This is a genomic window from Paraburkholderia caledonica (genome assembly GCF_000383275.1).
GTDB classification, from domain to species: Bacteria; Pseudomonadota; Gammaproteobacteria; order Burkholderiales; family Burkholderiaceae; genus Paraburkholderia; species Paraburkholderia caledonica.
Genome location: NZ_KB911034.1, coordinates 321,586 through 343,870, shown reverse-complemented (window position 1 = coordinate 343,870; position 22,285 = coordinate 321,586). Strand labels below are relative to the sequence as shown.

At 64.0% G+C, this 22,285-nt stretch carries 14 protein-coding genes; 5 read left to right on the top strand and 9 right to left on the bottom strand.

Annotated features, from left to right (window positions below; translation table 11 throughout):
• Nucleotides 1–85 precede the first annotated feature (85 nt).
• Both H281_RS0101615 and msbA read right to left on the bottom strand, forming a co-directional pair.
• The gene (locus H281_RS0101615) at nt 86–1,162 is read right to left on the bottom strand and encodes a glycosyltransferase family 4 protein (protein WP_027804206.1); all 1,077 of its coding nucleotides are present in this window, start codon (nt 1,160–1,162) and stop codon (nt 86–88) included.
• A 103-nt stretch (nt 1,163–1,265) separates the two neighbouring features.
• Nucleotides 1,266–3,059: a lipid A export permease/ATP-binding protein MsbA gene (gene msbA / locus H281_RS0101610; RefSeq protein ID WP_020065342.1), complete on the bottom strand. Its 1,794-nt coding sequence runs from the start codon at nt 3,057–3,059 to the stop codon at nt 1,266–1,268.
• Between the two features lie 249 nt (nt 3,060–3,308).
• Between msbA and H281_RS0101605 the strand changes: the two genes are divergently transcribed.
• On the top strand, nt 3,309–4,073 hold the full coding sequence (locus H281_RS0101605; protein ID WP_020065341.1) for a glycosyltransferase family 2 protein: 765 nt from the start codon (nt 3,309–3,311) through the stop codon (nt 4,071–4,073).
• A 52-nt stretch (nt 4,074–4,125) separates the two neighbouring features.
• Here H281_RS0101605 and dnaE read toward each other — a convergent pair whose 3' ends face one another.
• Entirely contained in the window at nt 4,126–7,716 is a 3,591-nt protein-coding gene (gene dnaE / locus H281_RS0101600; RefSeq protein ID WP_020065340.1) for a DNA polymerase III subunit alpha, read from the bottom strand.
• 362 nt (nt 7,717–8,078) lie between these two features.
• On the opposite strand from dnaE, the gene H281_RS0101595 reads away from it, so the two are divergent.
• Entirely contained in the window at nt 8,079–8,942 is an 864-nt protein-coding gene (locus tag H281_RS0101595; protein WP_020065339.1) for a sulfurtransferase, read from the top strand.
• Between the two features lie 20 nt (nt 8,943–8,962).
• Complete coding sequence (gene gluQRS, locus H281_RS0101590; protein WP_027804205.1) at nt 8,963–9,859, top strand: tRNA glutamyl-Q(34) synthetase GluQRS; 897 nt, start codon at nt 8,963–8,965, stop codon at nt 9,857–9,859.
• A 130-nt stretch (nt 9,860–9,989) separates the two neighbouring features.
• Here the strand turns inward: gluQRS and H281_RS0101585 are convergent, their stop codons facing one another.
• The 6 genes from H281_RS0101585 to purT form a co-directional block, all read right to left on the bottom strand.
• Nucleotides 9,990–11,450 (bottom strand): DEAD/DEAH box helicase, encoded by a 1,461-nt coding sequence (locus tag H281_RS0101585; RefSeq protein ID WP_020065337.1) that lies wholly within the window; start codon nt 11,448–11,450, stop codon nt 9,990–9,992.
• Between the two features lie 349 nt (nt 11,451–11,799).
• Nucleotides 11,800–13,236: an aldehyde dehydrogenase family protein gene (locus H281_RS0101575; protein ID WP_020065335.1), complete on the bottom strand. Its 1,437-nt coding sequence runs from the start codon at nt 13,234–13,236 to the stop codon at nt 11,800–11,802.
• 60 nt (nt 13,237–13,296) lie between these two features.
• Nucleotides 13,297–14,949 (bottom strand): acetolactate synthase large subunit, encoded by a 1,653-nt coding sequence (locus tag H281_RS0101570; RefSeq protein WP_020065334.1) that lies wholly within the window; start codon nt 14,947–14,949, stop codon nt 13,297–13,299.
• A 270-nt stretch (nt 14,950–15,219) separates the two neighbouring features.
• On the bottom strand, nt 15,220–15,576 hold the full coding sequence (locus H281_RS0101565) for an MliC family protein (RefSeq protein ID WP_020065333.1): 357 nt from the start codon (nt 15,574–15,576) through the stop codon (nt 15,220–15,222).
• A gap of 22 nt (nt 15,577–15,598) precedes the next feature.
• Complete coding sequence (locus H281_RS0101560; RefSeq protein ID WP_027804204.1) at nt 15,599–15,826, bottom strand: DUF6726 family protein; 228 nt, start codon at nt 15,824–15,826, stop codon at nt 15,599–15,601.
• Between the two features lie 92 nt (nt 15,827–15,918).
• The gene (gene purT / locus H281_RS0101555) at nt 15,919–17,142 is read right to left on the bottom strand and encodes a formate-dependent phosphoribosylglycinamide formyltransferase (protein WP_020065331.1); all 1,224 of its coding nucleotides are present in this window, start codon (nt 17,140–17,142) and stop codon (nt 15,919–15,921) included.
• A gap of 240 nt (nt 17,143–17,382) precedes the next feature.
• Here purT and H281_RS0101550 point away from each other — a divergent pair, with 240 nt between their 5' ends.
• Both H281_RS0101550 and H281_RS0101545 read left to right on the top strand, forming a co-directional pair.
• Nucleotides 17,383–17,922, top strand: coding sequence for an META domain-containing protein (locus tag H281_RS0101550; RefSeq protein WP_020065330.1), 540 nt, complete (start codon nt 17,383–17,385; stop codon nt 17,920–17,922).
• A 154-nt stretch (nt 17,923–18,076) separates the two neighbouring features.
• Nucleotides 18,077–22,102, top strand: coding sequence for an FtsK/SpoIIIE family DNA translocase (locus H281_RS0101545; RefSeq protein WP_020065329.1), 4,026 nt, complete (start codon nt 18,077–18,079; stop codon nt 22,100–22,102).
• The last annotated feature ends 183 nt before the right edge of the window (nt 22,103–22,285 follow it).

Below are 22,285 nucleotides of genomic sequence, written 5' to 3'. Positions count from 1 at the left end.
AATTATAACATGTGGCCCTCGCGCAAAACGACGCCAGACCGTGCCCGGCGGCCCACGCGCGCCGTCCCGCAGAGAGTGGCGAGACCTACGAGACAGGTGCGATCTGCTTCGCCAGGCTCAGCAACGCATCGACGTGAGCGGCCACGCTCGGGTCATAGCGGACCGCGGCGGCGTCGGTGAGTTCGGGCGGCGCGAGGCGCGCGTGGTCGCGATGTGCCGCGACCACGCGCGCCAGCGTTGCCCGCAGGTCGGCCACGTCGCCCGGCTCGAAGACAAACTTTGCATGTGAGGCGATAGCGTCGCAGCAACCGATGTTCGACGGGAAAATCACCGGCGTGCCACACATCACCGATTCGATGCCGACGAGGCCGAACGGCTCGTACGTCGATGCAAGAATAGTGAAATCGGCGGCCTGATAACACTCCGCGAGTTCCTTGACGTAGCCGATGTAGCGCAGCCGTTCCGAAGTGCGCGCGGGCGGGCGCCCCGCCACCGCCACCACGATCGGCAGTGACGTATCCCGCAACGCCGCTTCGATGAGCGGCAACCCCTTGCGCTCGTGACTGCTGGACGGAAACAGCAGAACGATCTCGTCGTCCGCAAAACCGTATTTACGCCGCAGGGCGGCGCGAGTGGCCGCATCGGTCGGCTTGAAACGTGTTCCATCAACGGGCGGATACAACACACGGATTTTTGCTTCGTCGACCTCGTACAGTCGCCGCAACTCGTCATGCATGAGTTGCGAATGGGCGACGACGACCTTGGAGCGCGCGTATTGGCGCCGCTCAAGTTCGATCTGCCAATGGTCCGAGTGCTTCTGCGCGCGCCCCGTCGCCTGAAGAAAACCAAGATGCGTACCGCCGCAGATGGCGATATCCGACGAGTCAACGCGGTTGCAGCCAATCAGCAAGTCGACGTGCGCCGCTCGGCGCGCCGAGCGCAAACGCCATGAAAACCACCGGTCGCGCAGTTTGCCCGGCAGGAACGACACATTGATGCGGTGCCGTTCGACCATGCCGCTTTCGGGCAGAGACGTATCGAAACGGCGCGCAAAAAATGCAAGCTCGACGCCGCGTGCCGCGAAGCCTCGCACGAGATCCATCGCATAGCGCTCTAGGCCGCCGCTGTGCTGCAATGCGTTGCTGGAAAGTCCAAGTTTCATCATTCAGACAGCGCGCGCGAGCGCCTCGTCAAACGTTATCGGAGAAGGGGCGCGGCCCGGCAATCGTGGGAGACAAGACCGCCGAAGGCTGACGTCGCGCGCGTTACGCCGCGCTCTGCTGAAACTGGATGCGATGCAGATGTGCATACAGTCCGTTTTGCGCGAGCAACTCGCGGTGGCTGCCGCTTTCGGCGATTCGCCCCGCCTCCATCACGAGAATCCGGTTAGCGCGCTCGATGGTCGACAGACGGTGCGCAATGACGAGCGTCGTGCGGCCCTTCATGAGCGTTTCGAGCGCGGCCTGCACGTGGCGCTCAGACTCGGAATCCAGCGCTGAAGTTGCTTCGTCGAGAATCAGGATGGGCGCGTCCTTGTAGATGGCACGCGCGATTGCGAGACGTTGCCGCTGGCCGCCGGAGAGCATCATGCCGTTGTCGCCCACGAGCGTGTCTATGCCGTTGGGCATAGCCTCGACCGTGTCCCACAAATTGGCCGCCCGGAGCGCCGCGTTGACCTTGTCCCGATCTGCGGTCTGGCCGTAGGCGACGTTGTTGGCCACGGTGTCGTTGAAGAGCACGACGTCCTGGCTAACCATTGCGATCTGGCTGCGCAGCGCGTGCAAGTCGTAGTCGCCAATCGGAACTCCGTCGACCAGAATCTCGCCGCCGGTCGGATCGAAAAAGCGCGGCAGCAAATTCACCAAGGTAGTCTTGCCGCTGCCCGACGGGCCCGCGAGCGCCACCATCTCGCCGGGCGCAACCTTGAACGACACATGGTCGAGCGTGTGACGGTTATGCGTGGCGTTGGTGCTGTACATGAACGAGACGTTGCGGAACTCAACTTCGCCGCGCGCGCGTTCGAGCGGCTTGCCGCCGCCCGCGGGCTCCGCAGGCTCGTCGATCAGACCGAAGATCAGTTCGGCCGCCGTCATGCCGCGCTGCAGCGGCTGGTTCACGTCCATAAGATGCTTGAGCGGCGAGATGATCAGCAGCATTGACGTGACGAATGCGACAAAGCCGCCGACCGTGGTCTGATCCGACGACGACTGCACCACCGCGATCGTAATCACGACGGCGAGCGCGATCGACGCGAGGAACTGCGTCAGCGGTTGAGCAAGGCCGCCCGACACGGTCATGCGCATTGCATAGCCACGCAGGCGCTTGCTCATGGACGTAAAGCGGTCCATTTCGTACTTTTCGCCGTTATGAACCTTGACGACCTTGTAGCCGCCCACGGTTTCCTCGACGATATAAGACAGCTCGTTCGTGAGCAGCTGATGCTCGCGGTTCAGACGCCGCAGCCGGCGGTTGATCTTGCCGACCAGCCAGCCGATGCCCGGCAGCAGTACCGCCACGATCAGCGTCAGACGCCAGTTCAGATAAAACAGATAGCCGAGCAGGAAGATCACGGTGAGCGAGTCGCGCACCAGCGTCACCATCACGCCCAACAGCACGTTGAGAATCTGGTTGACCTCGAAGACGATTGCGTTGATCACCGTGCTCGCGGTTTCACGCTGAAAAAACGCGACGCTCGTGTGAATCATGCGGTCGAACATTCTCAGGCGCAGTTCGAGCAGGATCTTGTTAGATACGTATGCGAGCAGGTAGCCAGACGCATATTGCGATACACCGCGGATCAGCGCGAGACCGATCACAGCGGCCGGCACGAACCATTTTGCGTTGTCGCTCGCATGCGCGCCAAATCCTTTGTCGAGCAGCGGCTTGAGCAACGCGGGGATGGCCGCGTCGGTGCCGGCGCTGACCGCCATTGCGACGATCGCCCCGACGATCACCCACAAGAGCGGCTTGATGAACGGCCACAGGCGGCGGAAAACGACGGCAGGGGACGACGCCTCACCTTCACCGATGGGTTTGCTTAACGTTGGCTTCGCGCTCAAGGAATCCTCTGGGAATGCGGTACGAGATTCGCGCCGGCAACGGGCAGCCCGCCGCGCGAAGATCGAAAAGAAGCATTGTAAACGGTTGGAGTTGAAGGTCGGCTGACGTTTTGGCGCGACGATCCCGGTTAGCGAAGGATCGGACAGGCTGTGTATACTTCCGCGACCCGTTGCGCTCCATCGCGCGCTTTTGCGCGATCCGTCCGGTCATTCCGCCTCCAGTCCATTCCGCGATCAGGCAATTCAGGTATGCAAGAAATCACCCTCGGCGTCGCCATCATCACCAGAAACGCGGCGGCGCGGCTGGCCGAATGTCTGCAGTCCGTGGCCTTTGCCGATCAGATCGTCGTGATCGACGGCGGCAGCACCGACGGCACAGCTGAAATCGCGCGGGCACACGGCGCGCAGGTGATCGAACAAACGGACTGGCCAGGGTTCGGCCCGCAAAAGAACCGCGCGGTGGACGCTCTCACCACCACATGGATTTTGTCGCTCGACGCCGACGAAATCGTTTCGCCGGAACTCGCGGCCGCTATCCGTGCAGCGCTCGCAGCACCCACCGCCGACGTTTATGCAGTGGACCGACTGTCGAGTTTTTGCGGGCACTGGATTCACCACAGCGGCTGGTATCCGGATTGGATTCCACGTCTCTTCAAACGCGGCACCGCGCGTTTTTCCGACGATCTGGTTCACGAACGACTGGTGTTCGATACACCGGCGCAACGCCTCGCCGGCAAGCTGATGCACTACTCGTACGAAAACTTCGAGGGCGTATTACGCAAGCTCGACGCCTATTCGACCGCCGGCGCGCTGCAGCGTCACGCCGCGGGTCAACGCGGCAGCTTCGGCAAGGCGCTTGGCCGCGGCGCCTGGGCGTTCGTGCGAACCTACCTGTTGCGGCGCGGTTTTCTGGACGGCCGCGCCGGCTTCATGATCGCCGTGTTCAACGCCGAGACGGTGTACTACCGCTTCCTCAAACTCGCGAGGCTCGGCGAAGAGCGGCGCTCGCAGTAGCGCCCGCAGGGCGTACGCGGCGGCACCTGCATCGGCGCCAGCGGCGCTCGCATCAATACACGATTTCGATCGCGCTGCCGGCGAACTGGCCGCGCAGGTCGGCAAGCAGTTCGTCGGTGGGCTTCACGCGCCAGGCGTCGCCAAGACGCATTTCGCCCTCCGCGTTCTCGCTGCGGTACACCACCTGAACGGCGAGGCCGTTCGGGATCTGGACCGGCTGACGTTGGCGGCCATTGTCGCCGCCATAGCCGCCACCAAATCCGCCGCCGCCGTTTCGGCCGCCGCCATTGCCGCCGCGCGATGAAGCCGCCGGCGCCGGCACTGCCTGCGGCTCATCTTTACCCGCGCTATGTGCTTCGAGCACGCGCCGCAACGCCAACGCGTCAGCGTTGCCGTTCATCTGCACTTTCACGGCCTCGGCATAGCGGCAACGCGCGCGGCCCAGATCCATGACCGTGTCGACCGTGAAGCGGATACCGCCCGTGAACGCGTCGTTGCGTGCCTGGCCCTGCACGACCAGCAACTCGTCTTCCTTGAACAGTTGCTTGTTCGCTTCGAAGGTCTCGTTGAAGACCGTCACTTCGCATTGACCGGTGCCGTCGTCGAGTAGTGCAATCAGCATCTTGCCGCGCTGGGTCATCTGCGTGCGCAGCGACGCGATGATGCCGGCAACCAGCTTGTCGCGCCCCTCCTTCAGCTCGCCGATTTTCTGGCGCACGAAGCGACGCACTTCTGTCTTGTACGCATCGAACAGATGGCCCGACAGGTAGAAGCCGAGCGCGGCCTTCTCTTCCTGCAACTTCTTCTTTTCGGGCCACTCCGGTTCGTCCACCAGTTCGTGGCCTTGCGACGGCGCGTCGCCCATGTCGAAGAGTCCCGCTTGCAGCGCATTCGCGCTCGCCTGCTCGGCAGCTTCCATGGCGAGCGAAACCGACGCGATCAGCTGCGCGCGATTCTGATGCAAGGTGTCGAACGCGCCTGCGCGAATCAGCGCTTCAACCGTGCGGCGATTCACGACGCGGCGATCGATCCGGTTGCAGAAATCGAAGATGTCGATAAACGGACCGTCTTCGCGCGCGCGCAGGATTTCCTCGATCGCATTCTGGCCGCTGCCCTTGATCGCGCCGAGACCATAGCGGATGGTTTTAGAGCGCTTGCCGTCGGCTTCCGCGACCGGCTCGAAACGATACGCCGACAGATTGATGTCCGGCGGCAGCACCACCATCTTGTTGGCGAGACAGTCTTCGAACAGGATCTTGACCTTGTCCGTGTCGTCCATGGCGAGCGACATATTCGCCGCCATGAATTCCGCCGGATGATGCGCCTTCAGCCACGCGGTGTAATACGCGAGGAGCGCATACGCGGCCGCGTGCGACTTGTTGAAGCCGTAACCCGCGAACTTCTCCATCAAGTCGAAGATTTCGTCGGCCTTCTCGCCGGTCAGCCCGTTCTTCGCGGCGCCCTGGCGGAACAGCTCGCGATGCTGGGCCATTTCCTCGGCCTTCTTCTTACCCATCGCGCGACGCAGCAAGTCGGCGCCGCCCAGCGAGTAGCCGCCGATGATCTGCGCCATCTGCATCACCTGCTCCTGGTAGACCATGATGCCGTAGGTCTCTTTCAGAACAGGTTCGACGCGCGGGTCAGGATACTCAACCACTTCGCGGCCATGCTTACGTGCGCAGAAGCTCGGGATCAGGTCCATCGGGCCCGGACGGTACAACGCGACAAGCGCGATGATGTCCTCGAAGCGGTCCGGCTGCGCGTCTTTCAGCATGCCCTGCATGCCGCGGCTTTCCAACTGGAACACGGCGACCGTATTCGCTTTCTTCAGGATCGAGAACGAGGCCGGGTCGTCGAGCGGCACTTGCCCGAGCGACCAGTCTTTCTTCGACGGATCGAGGCGGCGGATATAACGCTCGGCCCAATCGAGAATGGTCAGCGTGGTGAGACCCAGAAAGTCGAACTTCACGAGGCCGACCGCTTCGACGTCGTCCTTGTCGTACTGGCTCACGACGCCGCTTTCGTCGCCCTGCGTGTAGAGCGGGCAGAAATCGGTCAGCTTGCCGGGCGCGATCAGCACGCCGCCCGCGTGCATGCCGACGTTGCGCGTGAGGCCTTCCACGCGTTGCGCGAGTTCGAGCAGCTGATGCACTTCGTCTTCGTTGTCGAAGCGCTCCTGCAAGAGCGGCTCTTCCTTCATCGCGTCGGCGATCGTGACGTGCTTGCCCGGCTTGAACGGAATAAGCTTCGCGATGCCGTCTGTGAACATGTAGCCGAGATCGAGCACGCGGCCGATGTCGCGCACCGCCGCCTTCGCGGCCATCGTGCCGAACGTCGCGATCTGCGACACGGCGTCTGCGCCGTATTTCTCCTTCACGTACTGGATCACGCGGTCGCGGCCGTGCTGGCAAAAGTCGATGTCGAAGTCGGGCATCGACACGCGTTCCGGATTCAGGAAACGCTCGAACAGCAGGTTATAGCGCAGCGGATCGAGGTCGGTCACGCCGAGCGCATAGGCGACGAGCGAGCCCGCGCCCGAACCGCGGCCGGGGCCCACGGGCACGCCATTGTTCTTCGCCCAGTTGATGAAGTCCGCGACGATCAGGAAGTAGCCCGGAAAGCCCATCTTGATGATCGTGCCGCACTCGAACTCGAGCCGCTGATAATACGTGTCGCGCTGCGCGGCGCGCTCCGCTTCGTCCGGGTACAACTGCTCGAGACGCTTTTCCAACCCTTCTTTCGACAGATGCACGAGGTAGTCGTCGAGCGACATGCCGTCGGGCGTCGGAAAGAGCGGCAGTTTCGGCTTGCCCAGTTCGAGCGTGAGATTGCAGCGCTTGGCGATTTCCACCGTATTGGCAAGCGCCGACGGAATATCCGCAAAGAGCGCGCCCATTTCCTCTTGCGTGCGGAAATACTGCTCGGGCGTGAAGCGCTTCTGGCGCCGCGGATTGGCGAGAATGTCGCCTTCCGAAATGCACACGCGCGCTTCGTGCGCGGTGAAGTCGTCGGGCGTCATGAACTGCATGGGATGCGTGGCGACTACCGGCAGCTTCAACGAAGCTGCGAGCGCGACCGCCTGCTGGACATACTGCTCGCCGCCGGGCTGACCGCAACGCTGCAACTCGATGTAGAAGCCGCCCGGAAAGACTTTTGCCCAATGCAGCGCGTTGCGCTTTGCCGCTTCCTGATTGCCTGCGGCAAGCGCGAGCCCGACGTCGCCCTGCTGCGCCCCCGACAATGCGAGCAAGCCCTCGCCCAAACCGGATTCCAGCCAGCCAGCCTCGACTTCCGCGCGACCGCGATACTGGTTCGTGAGGGAAGCCTTGCTCAGCAACTCGCACAGGTTCAGGTAGCCGCGACGGTCTTTCACCAGCAGCAGCAGGCGCGAAGGCTTGTCGCGGTCGTCCGGATTGGTGATCCAGACGTCGCAGCCGGCAATGGGTTTGACCCCTTTGCCGCGCGCTTCCTTATAGAAACGGACGAGGCCGAACGCGTTGCCGAGATCGGTGAGGGCGAGCGCGCCCTGGCCGTCTTGGGCAGCCGCCTTGACGACGTCGTCAAGACGCACGATGCCGTCGGCAATCGAGAATTCGGAGTGGACGCGGAGATGAACGAAGCGGGGATCTGACATGGGCGACATTGTAACTCCACCCTCCCGGAGATTTCAGCGCAAAACCCCGCGTTAGCCATCCGGCGTAGGACGCTGACTTCACAGCGCCGCGGATTGGCGCTTTCGGAACTTTTGCGAGGTCTCCCCCAGCCTTGTACGGACCTGATGCGCGCAAGTTCGCAGGCCATTTGCGCTAACGCAACTGACTGGCCGTTCGGCCGAGTCGGGGAAAGCGCTGGCTTGAGGGATAATACGGGTTTTGCCGCGTTCGACGTGGCCGCGGCTTCGGGCACCGGGCTTCACGCTGCGGGCTTTCCCCGCACGCGACCATCCGGCAGCAGCCCACCGCGCCCGTCACGCACAACGCCGCCACTTATTACCGCTGGACATTCATGAGTATCGTCAATCTCGCCGCGTACCATTTCGCGACCATCGAAGACACCGCCGCATGGCGCCCGCACGTCACGGAGCGCTGCAACGCGCTCGGCCTGCGCGGCACCATTCTGCTGGCGCCGGAAGGCATCAACCTGTTCGTCGCGGGCACGCGCGAGAACACCGACGCGTTCGTCCACTACATCCGTCACGATCCGCTCTTCGAGGGCAAGTTTGCGAGCCTGCAATTCAAGGAAAGCCTGTCGGAGAAGCAGCCGTTCACGCGCATGCTGGTGAAGCTCAAGCGCGAAATCATCACAATGAAAAAGCCGGCCATCCGGCCGGAGCTGGGCCGCGCGCCGTTCGTCGACGCGCCTACGCTGAAAGCCTGGCTCGACCGCGGCCACGACGACGAGGGCCGCCCGGTCGTCATGCTCGACACGCGCAACGCGTTCGAAGTAGATGTCGGCACGTTCGACAACGCCCTCGATTACCGCATCACGAAATTCAGCGAGTTTCCGGAAGTCATCGAGCAGAACCGTGCCGACCTGGAGGGCAAGACCGTCGTGTCGTTCTGCACGGGCGGGATTCGCTGCGAGAAGGCCGCGATTCACATGAAGGAAGTGGGTATCGAGCACGTGTATCAGCTCGAAGGCGGCATCCTCAAGTATTTCGAGGAAGTGGGCGGCGCGCATTATCACGGCGACTGCTTCGTGTTCGACTACCGCACTGCGCTCAATCCGCAACTCGAGCCCACCGCGACCGCGCAATGCTTCGGCTGCCGCGCGGTGGTCACGCCCGAAGCGCAGAAGTCGCCAATGTACGTGCCTGGCAAGACATGTCCGGCATGTCATCCGGACAGCAAGGCGGCTCGCGCTGCCTGAACGGCGGTGCTTGCCGACTCATGAACTATCGCGGACGCTTCGCGCCCTCGCCCACCGGCCCGCTGCATTTCGGCTCGCTGGTGAGTGCGCTCGCAAGCTGGCTCGACGCCCGGGCGCATCACGGCGCGTGGCTGGTTCGCATTGAAGATATCGACGGACCGCGCACCGTGCCGGGCGCGGCGCAAGACATCCTCGCCACGCTCGAACGCTTCGGCATGTACGCCGACGAGCCACCCGTCTGGCAAAGCACGCGCATCGCGCGTTATCAGCAGGCCTTCGAACAGTTGAAGGCGGCGGGCCTCGTCTATCCGTGCGGCTGCACGCGCAAGGAAATCGCCGACTCGCTGCTGCACGCACATACGCGTAACACCACGCTCGCCTATCCGGGCACGTGTCGCAACGGACTGCACGGCAAGCCGGCGCGCGCGTGGCGCCTGCGCGTGCCGGACGACGACGCGGCCGTGATCGCCTTCGAAGATCGCTGGCAGGGCAAGCAGACGCAGAATCTCGCCACCGACGTCGGCGATTTCGTGCTGAGACGGGCGGACGACCAGTGGGCGTATCAACTGGCGGTAGTAGTCGACGACGCCGACGCGGGCATCACGCACATTGTGCGGGGCGCAGATCTGATGGATTCAACGGCAAGGCAGATTTACTTGCAGCGATGCCTCGGCGTGCCAACGCCACGGTACTTGCACGTGCCTGTGGTGACGAACCAGTATGGTGAAAAGCTCAGCAAACAGAATGGAGCGAGCGCGCTCGACTGCGATCAGCCGCTCGAAGCGCTGAACGCGGCCGCGCGGCATCTGGGATTGAATCTGGACAGTGACGCAAGCGTCAAAGCCTGCACGACGCTGGACGATTTCTTCACCACGGCGACCGCGGCGTGGGCAAAGCGCATGCGCTCGGCGATATGACCTGGCGCTGCGCTGCATGCAAGGCCTGAGGCCGCCATTCGCATGAGCGCTGAAAAGCTACTTCCACGGGTCTAAATCAAACGCCCGGCGCCGCAACGGCGCCAACCCTGAAACTGTCGGCGGCCCTCTTTTACGACGACTTGCGCGGCATGCCAAAGCCGCCCAGCAATGCCGCAAGCGGCTGCTTCGAAGACGACTTCTGCGGCGCCGACCCGGCGGCCTCGGCCTCTTCGCCCTTGCGAACCGAAGCAGGCGACGGTTCATAAGGCTTCAGGAAGAAGTCGTCCACAGGCTGCGCGCGATGATGATGCGGCCGGTCGAACGAACCCGACGGCGCGCCCGAGCGGCGGCGACCGCCCCGCTCGTCACGGCCCTCGCTGCGCTCACGCCGCGGTGCGCGCTCTTCGTGATGATGACGCACGGGCGCCCCGACGGTCAGACGCAGAACTTCCAGCGGACGCTTGATCAGTTTCTCGATATCCGCCAGCTGCTTGCGCTCGTTCGGGCTGCACAGCGACAAAGCGTCGCCGGAAGCGCCCGCGCGGCCCGTACGGCCAATGCGGTGCACATAATCTTCGGCGTTGAACGGCAAATCGAAGTTGATCACAGCCGGCAGTTCGGCGATGTCCAGACCGCGGGCGGCGACGTCGGTGGCAACCAGCGCTTCGATCTCGCCTCGCTTGAATGCATCGAGCGCCTGCATCCGCTCGTTTTGCGAGCGATCGCCGTGAATCGCGGTCGCGACCACGCCGTCACGTTCCAGACTGCGCGCAAGTCGGCTCGCGCCGATCTTGCTGTTGCAGAACACGATTACCTGCTTCAGGCCGCGCTCGCGGATCAACTGAACCACCGCGCCAGTTTTGTCGCCTTCGGCCACTTCGTAGACGATCTGCGTGACATTGGTCGCGGTCGAGTTGCTGCGCGCCACCTCGATAGTCTGCGGATTGCGCAGATATGTGGCAGCCAGCTTCTTGATGTCGCCCGAGAACGTGGCCGAGAACAGCAGCGTCTGACGCTCTTTCGGCAGCAGATTCAGAATGCGCTGCAAGTCCGGCAGGAAGCCCATGTCGAGCATCCGGTCGGCTTCGTCGAGCACGAGGATTTGAACCTGCCCGAGGTTGGCGGTTTTCTGTTGCACGTGGTCGAGCAGGCGGCCCGGCGTGGCGATCAGAATTTCGACGCCGCGGCGCAACTGCTCCGACTGCGGGTTCATGTCCACGCCGCCGAAAACGACGGCGCTGCGCAGCGCCGTGTGCTTCGCATACGACTGAACGTTCGCCGCAACCTGATCGGCCAGCTCGCGGGTCGGCGTGAGAATCAGCGCGCGCACCGGATGGCGGGCGGGCGAAGCGCTCGTGCTGGCCTGCGGCAACAGGCGCTGGATGATCGGCAGCGAGAAGCTTGCGGTCTTGCCGGTGCCGGTTTGCGCGGCGCCCATGACGTCGCGGCCTGCCAGCACGACAGGAATCGCCTGCTCCTGAATCGGCGTGGGCGTGGTGTAGCCCGATTCTTTGACCGCTTTCAGGATGTCGGGTGCGAGACCGAATTGATCGAAGGTCGCAGTGCTGGGGGTGACGGCTGTGTCGGACATGGTGGCTTTCGCTAAAAATGCGCTTGGCGCGTGCGCGCGGCAGCGGTCGGAACCGCAGAAGGCATCAGGATGAAGGCGGAGCCACGGCGTTCCGCACAGGACCCGTCGTTGCGGGAAAGGATGCGGCCGGCTCCGGCCGGCGGAAACACCCGCCGGAAAGGCCGGTATTGTAGCACTTCAGCAAAAACACTCATGGCGCAGGCGCCGGCTTTCTGCTTATGCGGCAAAAGCCCGGCGGCGCGTGCCGGCGCGCGCCGCTGTGCGCCTCGCTCGGCGAGCGTAGTGCGTTCAAACGACAGTCGCATGACAGAGGGAAAAGCAGTTTTGCGCCCGCACCGACTCCCGCACCTCACCAGGTCTCGCGCATCACCATCAGACGCAGTTCGGTCATGTCTTCGATCGCATAGCGCACGCCCTCGCGCCCGAGCCCCGAGTCCTTCACGCCGCCGTACGGCATGTTATCGACGCGAAACGACGGCACGTCGTTGATCACCACGCCGCCCACTTCGAGTTCGTCCCACGCGCGATGCGCGTGCGCCAGAGAATCGGTAAACACGCCCGCCTGGAGGCCGAAGTCGCTGTCGTTGACGGTCGCGAGCGCGGCGCCGAAATCGTCGAAACGCTCCAGAATGGCGACGGGCCCGAACGCTTCCTTGCGATACAGGTCGGTGTCGCGCTTAACGCCTTCGAGCAGCGTGGCCTCGAACATTGCGCCGTCCACCTTGCCGCCCGCGACGATCGTCGCGCCCGCCTGCACCGCGCTTTCCATCCAGCCGGCGAGCCGCTTCGACTCCGATTCGGAAATCATCGGCCCGACGAAAGTCTTTTCGTCCTTCGGGTCGCCCATCACGAGCGACCTGGTTTTGGCGATCAACTTCTCGCGCAGCGCATCGTAGATGCTTGCGTGCACGAGAATCCGCTGCACGCCGATACAGCTTTGCCCCGACTGATAGAACGCGCCGAACGCGAGCCGGTCGACGACATAGTCGAGCTTGCCGCCCTGATCGCCGTCGACAATCGCTGCCGCGTTGCCGCCCAGCTCCAGAATCACCTTCTTCTTGCCTGCCTTTTTCTTCAGTTCCCAGCCCACCGCCGGCGAGCCCGTGAACGACAGCAGCTTGAAGCGTTCGTCGGTCGTGAAGAGATCTGCGCCGTCCCGGTGCGCGGGAAGAATCGAAAAGGCGCCCTTCGGCAAGTCGGTTTCGGCGAGAATCTCGCCCATGATCAGCGCGCCGACCGGCGTGCGGCTCGCCGGCTTCAGCACGAACGGCACGCCTGCGGCAATTGCGGGCGCGACCTTATGCGCGGTCAGGTTCAGCGGAAAATTGAACGGCGAGATAAACGAACACGGACCGATCGGCACACGCTTCACATAGCCGTGGTAACCGTTGGCGCGCGGCGAGATTTGCAGATTGACGATCTCGCCGTCGATCCGCACGGCTTCCTCGGCGGCTACCTTGAACGTGTCGATCAGGCGCGTGACTTCGCCCTTCGAGTCGTTGATCGGCTTGCCTGCCTCGATGCACAGCGCGAGCGCCAGCTCGTCGTAACGCTCTCGAAAGCGCTTCACGCAATGCTCGAGCACCGCCTGGCGCTTGAACGGAGCAAACGCACGCATTGCGGGCATCGCTTCGACGGCGAAGCCGATTGCCTTGTCAATCGCGGCCGCGTCGGCCATTGCGACACGCGTTGCGACTTCGCCGCTGAATTTGTCGGTGACTTCGAGATCCGTGTTCGCCGCAACGGCCTGGTTCGCGAGGTAGTACGGGTAAGTCTTGTTCAGCATGACGCATTCTCCTTCCGATAGGTCACAGCGACAGCGCGGCGCCGAAGCAGCCCGCACCGCTCACAGTTGCGCGGAAAGCCGCTTGATCTCGCGGTTCAGCACGCGCTCGTTATCCGAATAGTCGATGGGCACGTCGATCACATGCACGCCCGGCGTGGCAAAACATTCGCGCAGCAGCGGCGCGAATTCCGCCGCCGCTTCGACCCGGTGCCCTTTCGCGCCATAGCTCTGTGCGTACGCGACGAAGTCCGGATTCGCGAGCGTCATGCCGTAATCGGGGAAGTTCATGTTCTCCTGCTTCCAGCGGATCATGCCGAACGCGTCGTCGCGCAAAATCAGGATCACGAGATCGAGCTTCAGCCGCACCGCCGTTTCCAGTTCCTGCGAGTTCATCATGAAGCCACCGTCGCCGCACACGGCCATGACCTTGCGGTCCGGGTGCACGATCTTGGTGGCGATTGCGGACGGCAAGCCGGCGCCCATCGAAGCAAGCGCGTTGTCGAGCAGCAGCGAATTGGGTTCGTGCGCACGGTAGTAGCGCGCGAACCAGATCTTGTACATGCCGTTGTCCAGACACACGATACCGTCAACGGGCGTGGTCTCGTACACGTCGTTGACGAGCCGCACCGGGTACATCGGAAAGCGGTCGTCGTGCTGGCCTTTCACCAGATGCGCCTCGAAGTGCTCCTTGATCTCCTTGAAGCGCGTGAAGTCCCAGTGTTCCTGGCGCTCCTTCAGGCTCTCCTTTAGCTGCCACACCGCATTGGCGATGTCGCCGACCACTTCGATCTGCGGGAAATACACGGTATCGACTTCCGCGCCGAGGAAGTTGACGTGAATCACCGTTTTCTCGCCGGCCTCGCCGCTGCGCATGAAGAACGGCGGCTTCTCGATCACATCGTGCCCGACATTGATGATGCAGTCGGCGTGATCGATCGCGCGGTGCACGAAGTCGCCGTCGGACAACGTGGCGTTGCCGAGCCACATAGGATGCGACTCGTCGATCACGCCCTTGCCCATCTGCGTGGTGAAGAACGGAATGCCGGTCTGGTCGACGAATTCGCGCAGCATCTTCGTCGTGGTCTTGCGGTTGCCTCCTGCGCCGATCATCAGCAACGGATGCTTCGCTTTCATGATGGCTTCAACGGCTCGCGCGACCGCTTTTTCCTCGGCGACCGGACGCCGGCTGTAGCTCTTCGGAATCGGCTTGCCGTCGCCCTCTTCATGAGCGACGTCTTCGGGCAACTCGAGATGCGTGGCGCCCGGGCGCTCTTCCTCGGCCTGCCTGACGGCCTCGCGCACTGCCGCCGGAATGTTGGCGATGGACACGATCTGGCGCGTGTACTTGGTGAGCGGCTCCATCATCCGCACGACATCGACAATCTGAAAATGGCCCTGCTTGCTCGACTTGATCGGCTTCTGGCCCGTGACCATCAGCATCGGCATGCCGCCCAGCTGCGCGTAGGCCGCCGCCGTCACGAAGTTGGTCGCGCCTGGGCCGAGCGTTGCAAGACACACGCCGGTGCGGCCCGTCAGACGTCCGTAGGTCGCGGCCATGAAGCCCGCTGCCTGTTCATGACGCGTAAGGATCAAGCGGATTTTCGAGCGGCGCAGCGATTCGAGCAGATCGAGATTTTCTTCACCGGGGATGCCGAACACATACTCGACACCTTCGGCTTCCAGCGATTTGACGAACAGGTCGGATGCTTTCATGGAGGGTCTCGCTTGATGGTACGGACGCGGGCGCAAGGCCTGGCCGTGGGTGAGCGGAAACGGACGATCGGAGACTCAGGACGACCGCAGAGACAGCAACGGCGACAGCAGTCACGACGACACGCGCGATGCCACGCCGGACAGCTTACTACTCGGGAAGAAATGATGCGCGCACGGAGACACTGCAGCGCGAGAGAACAAAAGGCCGACGGCTTCGGCCGGCCGCTCGATGATATCGAGGCGGGATTCCGGCACGGCTTCGGCCGACCTTCAGCGATTGAGGGTGATGCAGTCGGACAGAACTGGCGGCGCGTCTTCGCCGGCCATGGCGTCGTAGAGATCGGCGCGCGGACCCTTGGTCCACCATGTAAAGCTGCCGGCCTGATATTTCACGCCGGACGCGGCGATCGTGTTGACGAACAGCAGTTGTTTGCCCTTCACGGGCACGAGCGCGAAGCTCTGGCCGTTGGCCGTATTCCAGTAGGTGACGTGCAGGATCCTGCCGGTCGCGCAGGTGTATTTACGCGTTTGACGATTTTTCGCCTGAACGTCGTCGAGATGCAAGGGCGCGGCGAACGCATAGCCACACATTGCCGCGAGGCTCACTGCAACCAGCCTTTTCTTCATTGAATGCCCCGCTCGTTGCTGATCAAGGGTCGATGACGTCGGCGCAGGCGTCGGTCGGCGCGGCGGCCACGTGCCCGACCACCGGCACGATCTTCAGACCGGCGGACGCAATGCGGCACGGTGCAGCGGCGAGCCCGCAGCCCGTCAACGCCGCACAAAGCGCGAACAACACGCCAAGAGTGCCGAGACGAACGGCGTTGCCGTGCCGGGTTGAGCCGCGCGTCACTGTGCTGCCGGATTCCTGCGACATTCGTACCTCGACTTCGGTGAGACCATTCATTCGTGGGCTCGGAACAATCAGGCTGCGATCGCGCCGGGCTGGCCGGCACGCTCGCGAGCGCGTCATTGCGCAGACTTTCCCGACACCGGACGCACTGCCGCCGCGGCCTCTTTCGCGCGCGAGCGTGCTTCGTCGATGTCGCCGCCTGTTGCCAGCGCCACGCCCATGCGGCGCTTGACGAAGCTCTCCGGCTTGCCGAAAAGGCGCAGGTCCGCATTCGGCACGGCGAGCGCTGCAGCAACGCCTTCGAAGGCGATGCCCGCTTCATCGAGCCCGCCGTAAATCACCGCGGACGCACCGGGCGCGCGCAACGACGTATCGACCGGCAAACCCAGAATTGCGCGCGCGTGCAATTCGAATTCCGAAAAGCGTTGCGAGCAAAGCGTAACGAGACCCGTGTCGTGCGGACGCGGGCTCACTTCCGAGAACCATACGTCATCGCCGCGGACGAAAAGTTCCACGCCGAAGAGGCCACGGCCACCGAGCGCGGCCGTCACCTTGTGCGCGACTTCACGCGAACGTTCGAGTGCGAGCGGGTTCATGGGTTGCGGCTGCCACGATTCGACATAGTCGCCCGCCACCTGCACATGACCGATCGGATCGCAGAAGTACGTGGCGACTTCACCAGTCGACGGATCGACGGCGCGCACGGTCAACTGCGTGATTTCGTAGTCGAAGTCGATAAAGCCTTCGACGATCACGCGGCCATAATTCACTCGCCCGCCGGCCATTGCATACTGCCAGGCGGCCTCGACGTCGGCGTCGCTTTTCAGCACCGATTGCCCCTTGCCCGACGACGACATGACCGGCTTCACCACGCACGGATAACCGACCTTGGCGATGCCCGCCCGCAGTTCATCGAGCGAGTCGGCGAACGCGTACGGCGAGGTGGGCAAGCCGAGTTCTTCGGCGGCAAGACGGCGGATGCCTTCGCGGTTCATTGTGAGCTGCGTGGCGCGCGCGGTCGGAATCACCTCGGCAAGACCGTCGCTTTCGATAGCGGCAAGCGCGTCGGTTGCGATCGCCTCGATTTCGGGGACGATCAGATGCGGGCGTTCCTGCTCGACGAGCGCGCGCAGCGCGGCGCCGTCGGTCATGTCGATCACGTGCGTGCGGTGCGCGACCTGATGGCCCGGCGCGTTCGGATAACGGTCGACGGCAATGACCTCGACGCCCAGCCGCTGCAGCGAGATGATCACCTCCTTGCCGAGTTCGCCGGCGCCGAGCAGCATGACGCGCGTGGCGGATTCAGAAAGCGGCGTGCCGATCCGTTGGCCGATCTGCATGGGGTCTCCAGATAAAAGTCGGATGAGGGTGGGATTGGGTAGAGCACGATGTTAACATGCGGGCCCCTCGCCGCGCCTTGCTCGCGGCGACCGCTCCGATCTGCGCGGTGCGGCTCGAAGAGCTGCCGCGCGCTGACCTCAAATGCGGCGCAATAAGGGCGCTGCCGCAATCTGCGTGAGCGCTCGACGCACCGAGTGCGTTACCCTTACGCCTTTGCCAGTTTCAAGAGGAACGACGCCATGCATCCAAGCTTCTCCACGCGACGTCTTGCGGGCATTGCTCCATTTGCGCGCACGGTCCTCGCCGCGTTGAGCGTCGCGGCGCTGCTCGGCGCTTGCGCGATTCCGAAACATCCGGATTCGGAAGCCCCCGCGCCCGACCCGTTCAACCCCGCCGCCACTCAATTACTCGACGACACGAGCTGGGTTCTCACCGGATGGAAGCAGCCGGACGGCACGGCCCGCACCATTCCGTTCGCGAATCTCGGCGCACCGATCACACTCACGCTTTCGACCGCGAAGGGCCAGCGCCACGCGAGCGGCTTTTCCGGCTGCAATCGCTATATGGGCTCGTACTCGCTAAAAGACGGCAAGCTCAGTTTCGGCACGCTGGGCGGCACGCGCATGGCTTGCGCGACGCCGGGCGGACAAATCGAGAGCACCTACCTGAGCGCGCTGACGCACATCGAACGGACCGGCGTGCAGATGCGCGAGCCGCAGCAAATGCAGCTGGTGCTCGATAACGGCGATACGCTAGTGTTCGAGCGCAGCGCCAAGTAGCAGTAGCGCGGGCGGCGTGCGCATTATTCGGCGCGCCGCCCGGTTTGCATGAGGACGCAGGCATACTTGTGTCCGCCTTCGGAGCCCTCGGGCTTCGCCGGTTTAAACTCGACGGATTGCGTTTCCCTCAATCCGTCATTTGTTGATGTCGAGTATGCACACCGTAGTTTTCGGCTGGTTCGGCGGGTCGGCCGTCTGGTTCATTCCTCTCATATGGCGGCTCGTCAAGTCGATGCTGCCGGGCGGCGCGGGTTTGCGCGGCCCCGGCACGATCCGGCTCTGGCTCGGCTTCGTCTGCGTGATGGTGGCGAGTTGCACGCTGGAGGCGTCGCTGATCGGCGCGGCCGGCACAAACGCGATCGGCCATGCGCTCGCGGCGGGCTTCGGCCATCTGCTCGGACATATCGGCACGCCGCTGGCAGCGCTGGCGCTGCTGTTGGTCAGCCTGCCCTGGCTGATCGGTTTCCACTGGCGCGAGTTTCTCGCGTGGGCCGACGGCGCGTTCGGCCTCGGCCTCGCCTCGCGCGGTCTCGCAAGGCGTGACGATGAAGCGCGCCGCCATCGCATCGACGATGCCGCGTCGCCGCACATTTCCAGTTCCATGAACACGATGGCGCCCAAAACCAAAGGTCGCTATTCGCGGCCCACCGTTTGGCGACCGCCTGTCAAGGCACGCGCTGCGGGTGGCGCCGGGGCTGCAGGCGTCGGCGCTGCCGGATCTGCCGCTGGCAGGGACGCGCCAACGCGCGCGACTGGCGAAAGCTGGCGAGCCGGGCGAGTTGCGCCGCGCAGCCGAAGCTCGCAAGCAGAGCCGGTTCTGGTCACCGGCAGCGCGAATTCGGCGCGGCACGCAACGTCACAGACGCCGATGCATGGGTCGTCTGCCGGCAAGGCGACTTGGGCGCCGACCGAACCGGTCGCGCCGGCGGGTTGGCTGCGCGAGACCACGTCGCAGCCGCGTGCGTCTACTGCGAGCACGGCAGCGCAAAACGCGGCCGGCGATAACGGCTCGCTCGGCACAGGCCGCCCAACTCGTGACCCGCGAGGCAGCGGATTGTTGGGAACCGGCACGGGTGCGGCGGGAGTGGCCGCCGGCATGCAAGGCGCTGATGCGCATGCCGCGCGCTTTGCAGCGAGCACAGCCGCGGGTCCGCGCGGGCCTGCCGGTACGACGTCGCCGAGCGGATCCGGCGATGGCCGCGCCGCGCTCAACCCTGCTTCGACGCCGTTCAATCGCGCGGCATCGCCGGCGCAAGTGCCGCCATCGGCCCCGCGCACCCAGGATGTCGCTTCGGTTTCGGGCACGCGTCGTCCGTTGTCGGCCGCGCCGAGCTACACGCGACCCTTGCCTGCAACACAGAAGGTCACGCCGCCAGCCAGCGTCCAGGAGACGCTGCGCAGCATTGCCGAGAACGCCGCCCGCTGGACGGATATCGCCGGCGTCAGCCTCGCGCGAAGCACCGGCGCGGACGTTGCGAAGATCGCGGAGCCGAACATGCCGACGTCGGGTTCGGGCGCCACTGCGAGCGGGGAAATTGCGCACTACGGCAACGTCGAGCCGCCTTCATTCGCGGATCAGGCAGAGTCTGACGATGTCGCAAGTCCGGCGGCCAGCGATGCGTCGCAAGTCGATGCGATCCACGCCGATGAAACGCCGTTCGAACGGCCCGTTGACATGCAGCCTCCAATGTCGGTGCAAAAAACTGCACTGGAAACGCCGCATGAAACGCCGGTTGTCGCGCACGCTCACACGCTGCGGACGGAACCCGAGGCGCCGGCTGCGAACAGTACGGTGCCGGTCGTGCAGTGGCCGATTGAGCCGCCGGTCATTCAATCGCCGATAAGCTTGCCGACTGAACTTGTGATCCCGTCAACGCCTGCGATCGTGCCCGCAGCAGGGATGGCATCGACGGTCGTGCCAACACTGCCGGTTGCCGCACCACCGCTCAATCGCACGCCGTTCGGCATCTTTGCAACCCGACTGCAGGAGCCCGACGCGCCGTCGCAGACGCCGCCCTGGGAAGAAGACCAGCCTTCGTCGGCGCAACAGCCGGATGACGGTCCGGACAGCCCGACCACGCTTGCAAGTCAGCACCGCGACGAGCGCGTCGAACACCCCGCTACGCCGCTCGTGATCCGGACGGTGTCGGTCGCTCCGGACATTGCGCCAGACAGCGCTCCGGTCCACGCTCCACAGGTCCAGCACGCGGCAATCACAGGCACAAACACAGATACGAGCGAAACCACCGCAGGCTTGGCATCCCCAGCCACTGCCGACCTGCACACGCCCCCTACCCTCGCGGATCAAGCGACCACATCGGTCGAACCGAACGCCGCACCTGTGGCAGATACAACCGGCGCGCCGGAGCCAGGCGCTGCGACGCCGGCGTCGTCTAACGTGGTTCGTTTCCCCAGCCTGGTAACTCAAGCGCACACGGCAACGCGCGACCAGGCGGTACCGCAACCGCATGCGCAACCGAATAACGAGGAAAGCCTCAGCGCACCCCCGACCGCACCGTCGATCCACGCTCCCGCTCTGGACGTGGACGCCACCCATTCCGCGCCGCCCTCTCCACCGCCGGCGGCATCGAACGCCGGGCACGAACCGGTGCCCGCGGCCGAACCGCCCGTGCAGCGCACGCCGCTGCGCGGCCACAGCCCGACTAACGGCTTCGAGTTCCACGCGCCGGCCGCGTCGATGGTCGAATTGCCCACGCTCGACCTGCTTGCGCCCGCCGATACCGACGTCGAGCCCGTTTCCGAGGAAAAGCTCATCGAGACCGGTCTTCTGATCGAACAGCGCCTGCAGGAATTCAAGGTGCCGGTGACGGTGGTCGGCGCATCGGCAGGTCCCGTCATCACGCGTTTCGAGGTCGAACCGGCGCTCGGGGTGCGCGGCAGTCAGATCGTCGGGTTGATGAAGGACCTGTCACGCGGTCTCGGACTCACGTCGATCCGCGTCGTCGAAACGATTCCCGGCAAGACGTGCATGGGCCTCGAATTGCCGAACGCGAAGCGCCAGACGATCCGCCTGTCCGAGATTCTCGAAGCGAGCGTCTATCAGAACTCGCATTCGCAATTGACGCTGGCGATGGGCAAGGACATTACCGGCCATCCGGTCGTCGCCGATCTGGCAAAGGCGCCGCACATGCTGGTTGCGGGCACGACCGGCTCGGGCAAGTCGGTCGCAATCAACGCGATGATCTGCTCGCTCCTCTACAAGGCGACGCCCGAGGAAGTGCGCCTCATCATGATCGACCCGAAAATGCTGGAGCTATCGGTCTACGAGGGCATTCCGCATCTGCTCGCACCGGTCGTCACCGACATGAAGCTCGCGGCCAACGCGCTGAACTGGTGCGTCGGCGAAATGGAAAAGCGCTACCGCCTGATGTCCGCGGTCGGCGTGCGCAACCTCGCAGGCTTCAATCAGAAAATTCGCGACACAGAAGCGAAGGGCAAGAAGCTGGGCAATCCGTTTTCACTGACGCCAGAGGCGCCCGAGCCGCTCGCGCCTCTTCCGCTGATCGTCGTGGTGATCGACGAGCTCGCCGACCTCATGATGGTGGCCGGCAAGAAGATCGAGGAACTGATCGCGCGGCTTGCGCAAAAAGCGCGCGCGGCCGGCATCCACTTGATTCTCGCGACGCAGCGCCCTTCGGTGGACGTGATCACCGGGCTCATCAAGGCGAACATTCCGACGCGCGTCGCATTCCAGGTATCGTCGAAGATCGACTCGCGCACGATTCTCGACCAGATGGGCGCGGAGTCGCTGCTCGGCCAGGGCGACATGCTGTTCCTGCCGCCAGGCACGGGCTATCCACAGCGCGTGCACGGCGCGTTCGTCGCGGACGAGGAAGTGCACGCGATCGTCGAGTATCTGAAGCAGTTCGGCGAGCCGCAATACGAGGAAGGCATTCTCGACGGCCCCGCGACCGACGGCGGCGCGGCACAGGACCTGTTCGGCGACTCGCCGGATGCGGAAGCCGATCCGCTGTACGACGAAGCCGTTGCGTTTGTCGTCCGCACGCGGCGCGCGTCGATTTCGTCGGTGCAGCGGCAATTGCGCATCGGCTATAACCGTGCGGCGCGTCTTGTCGAACAGATGGAAACCGCTGGGCTGGTGTCGGCCATGGGTATCAACGGCAGCCGTGAAGTGCTCGCGCCTGGACCTGCGGAATAAGCCTGTCTGACTGACGGTCAGCTTCGCCGACGCATCGAATACGCGTTACGAGGCGAGCCAGGCTTGCTACAAAACAACGGACCGCTCGAAGCGGCCCGTTTTTCATGCTGCATGCAGCGTACAGCGTGCGTGCTCGCGCGCATGATTCAGTGGCGCCCTCACCTGCGTACAGATGCGGGCCCC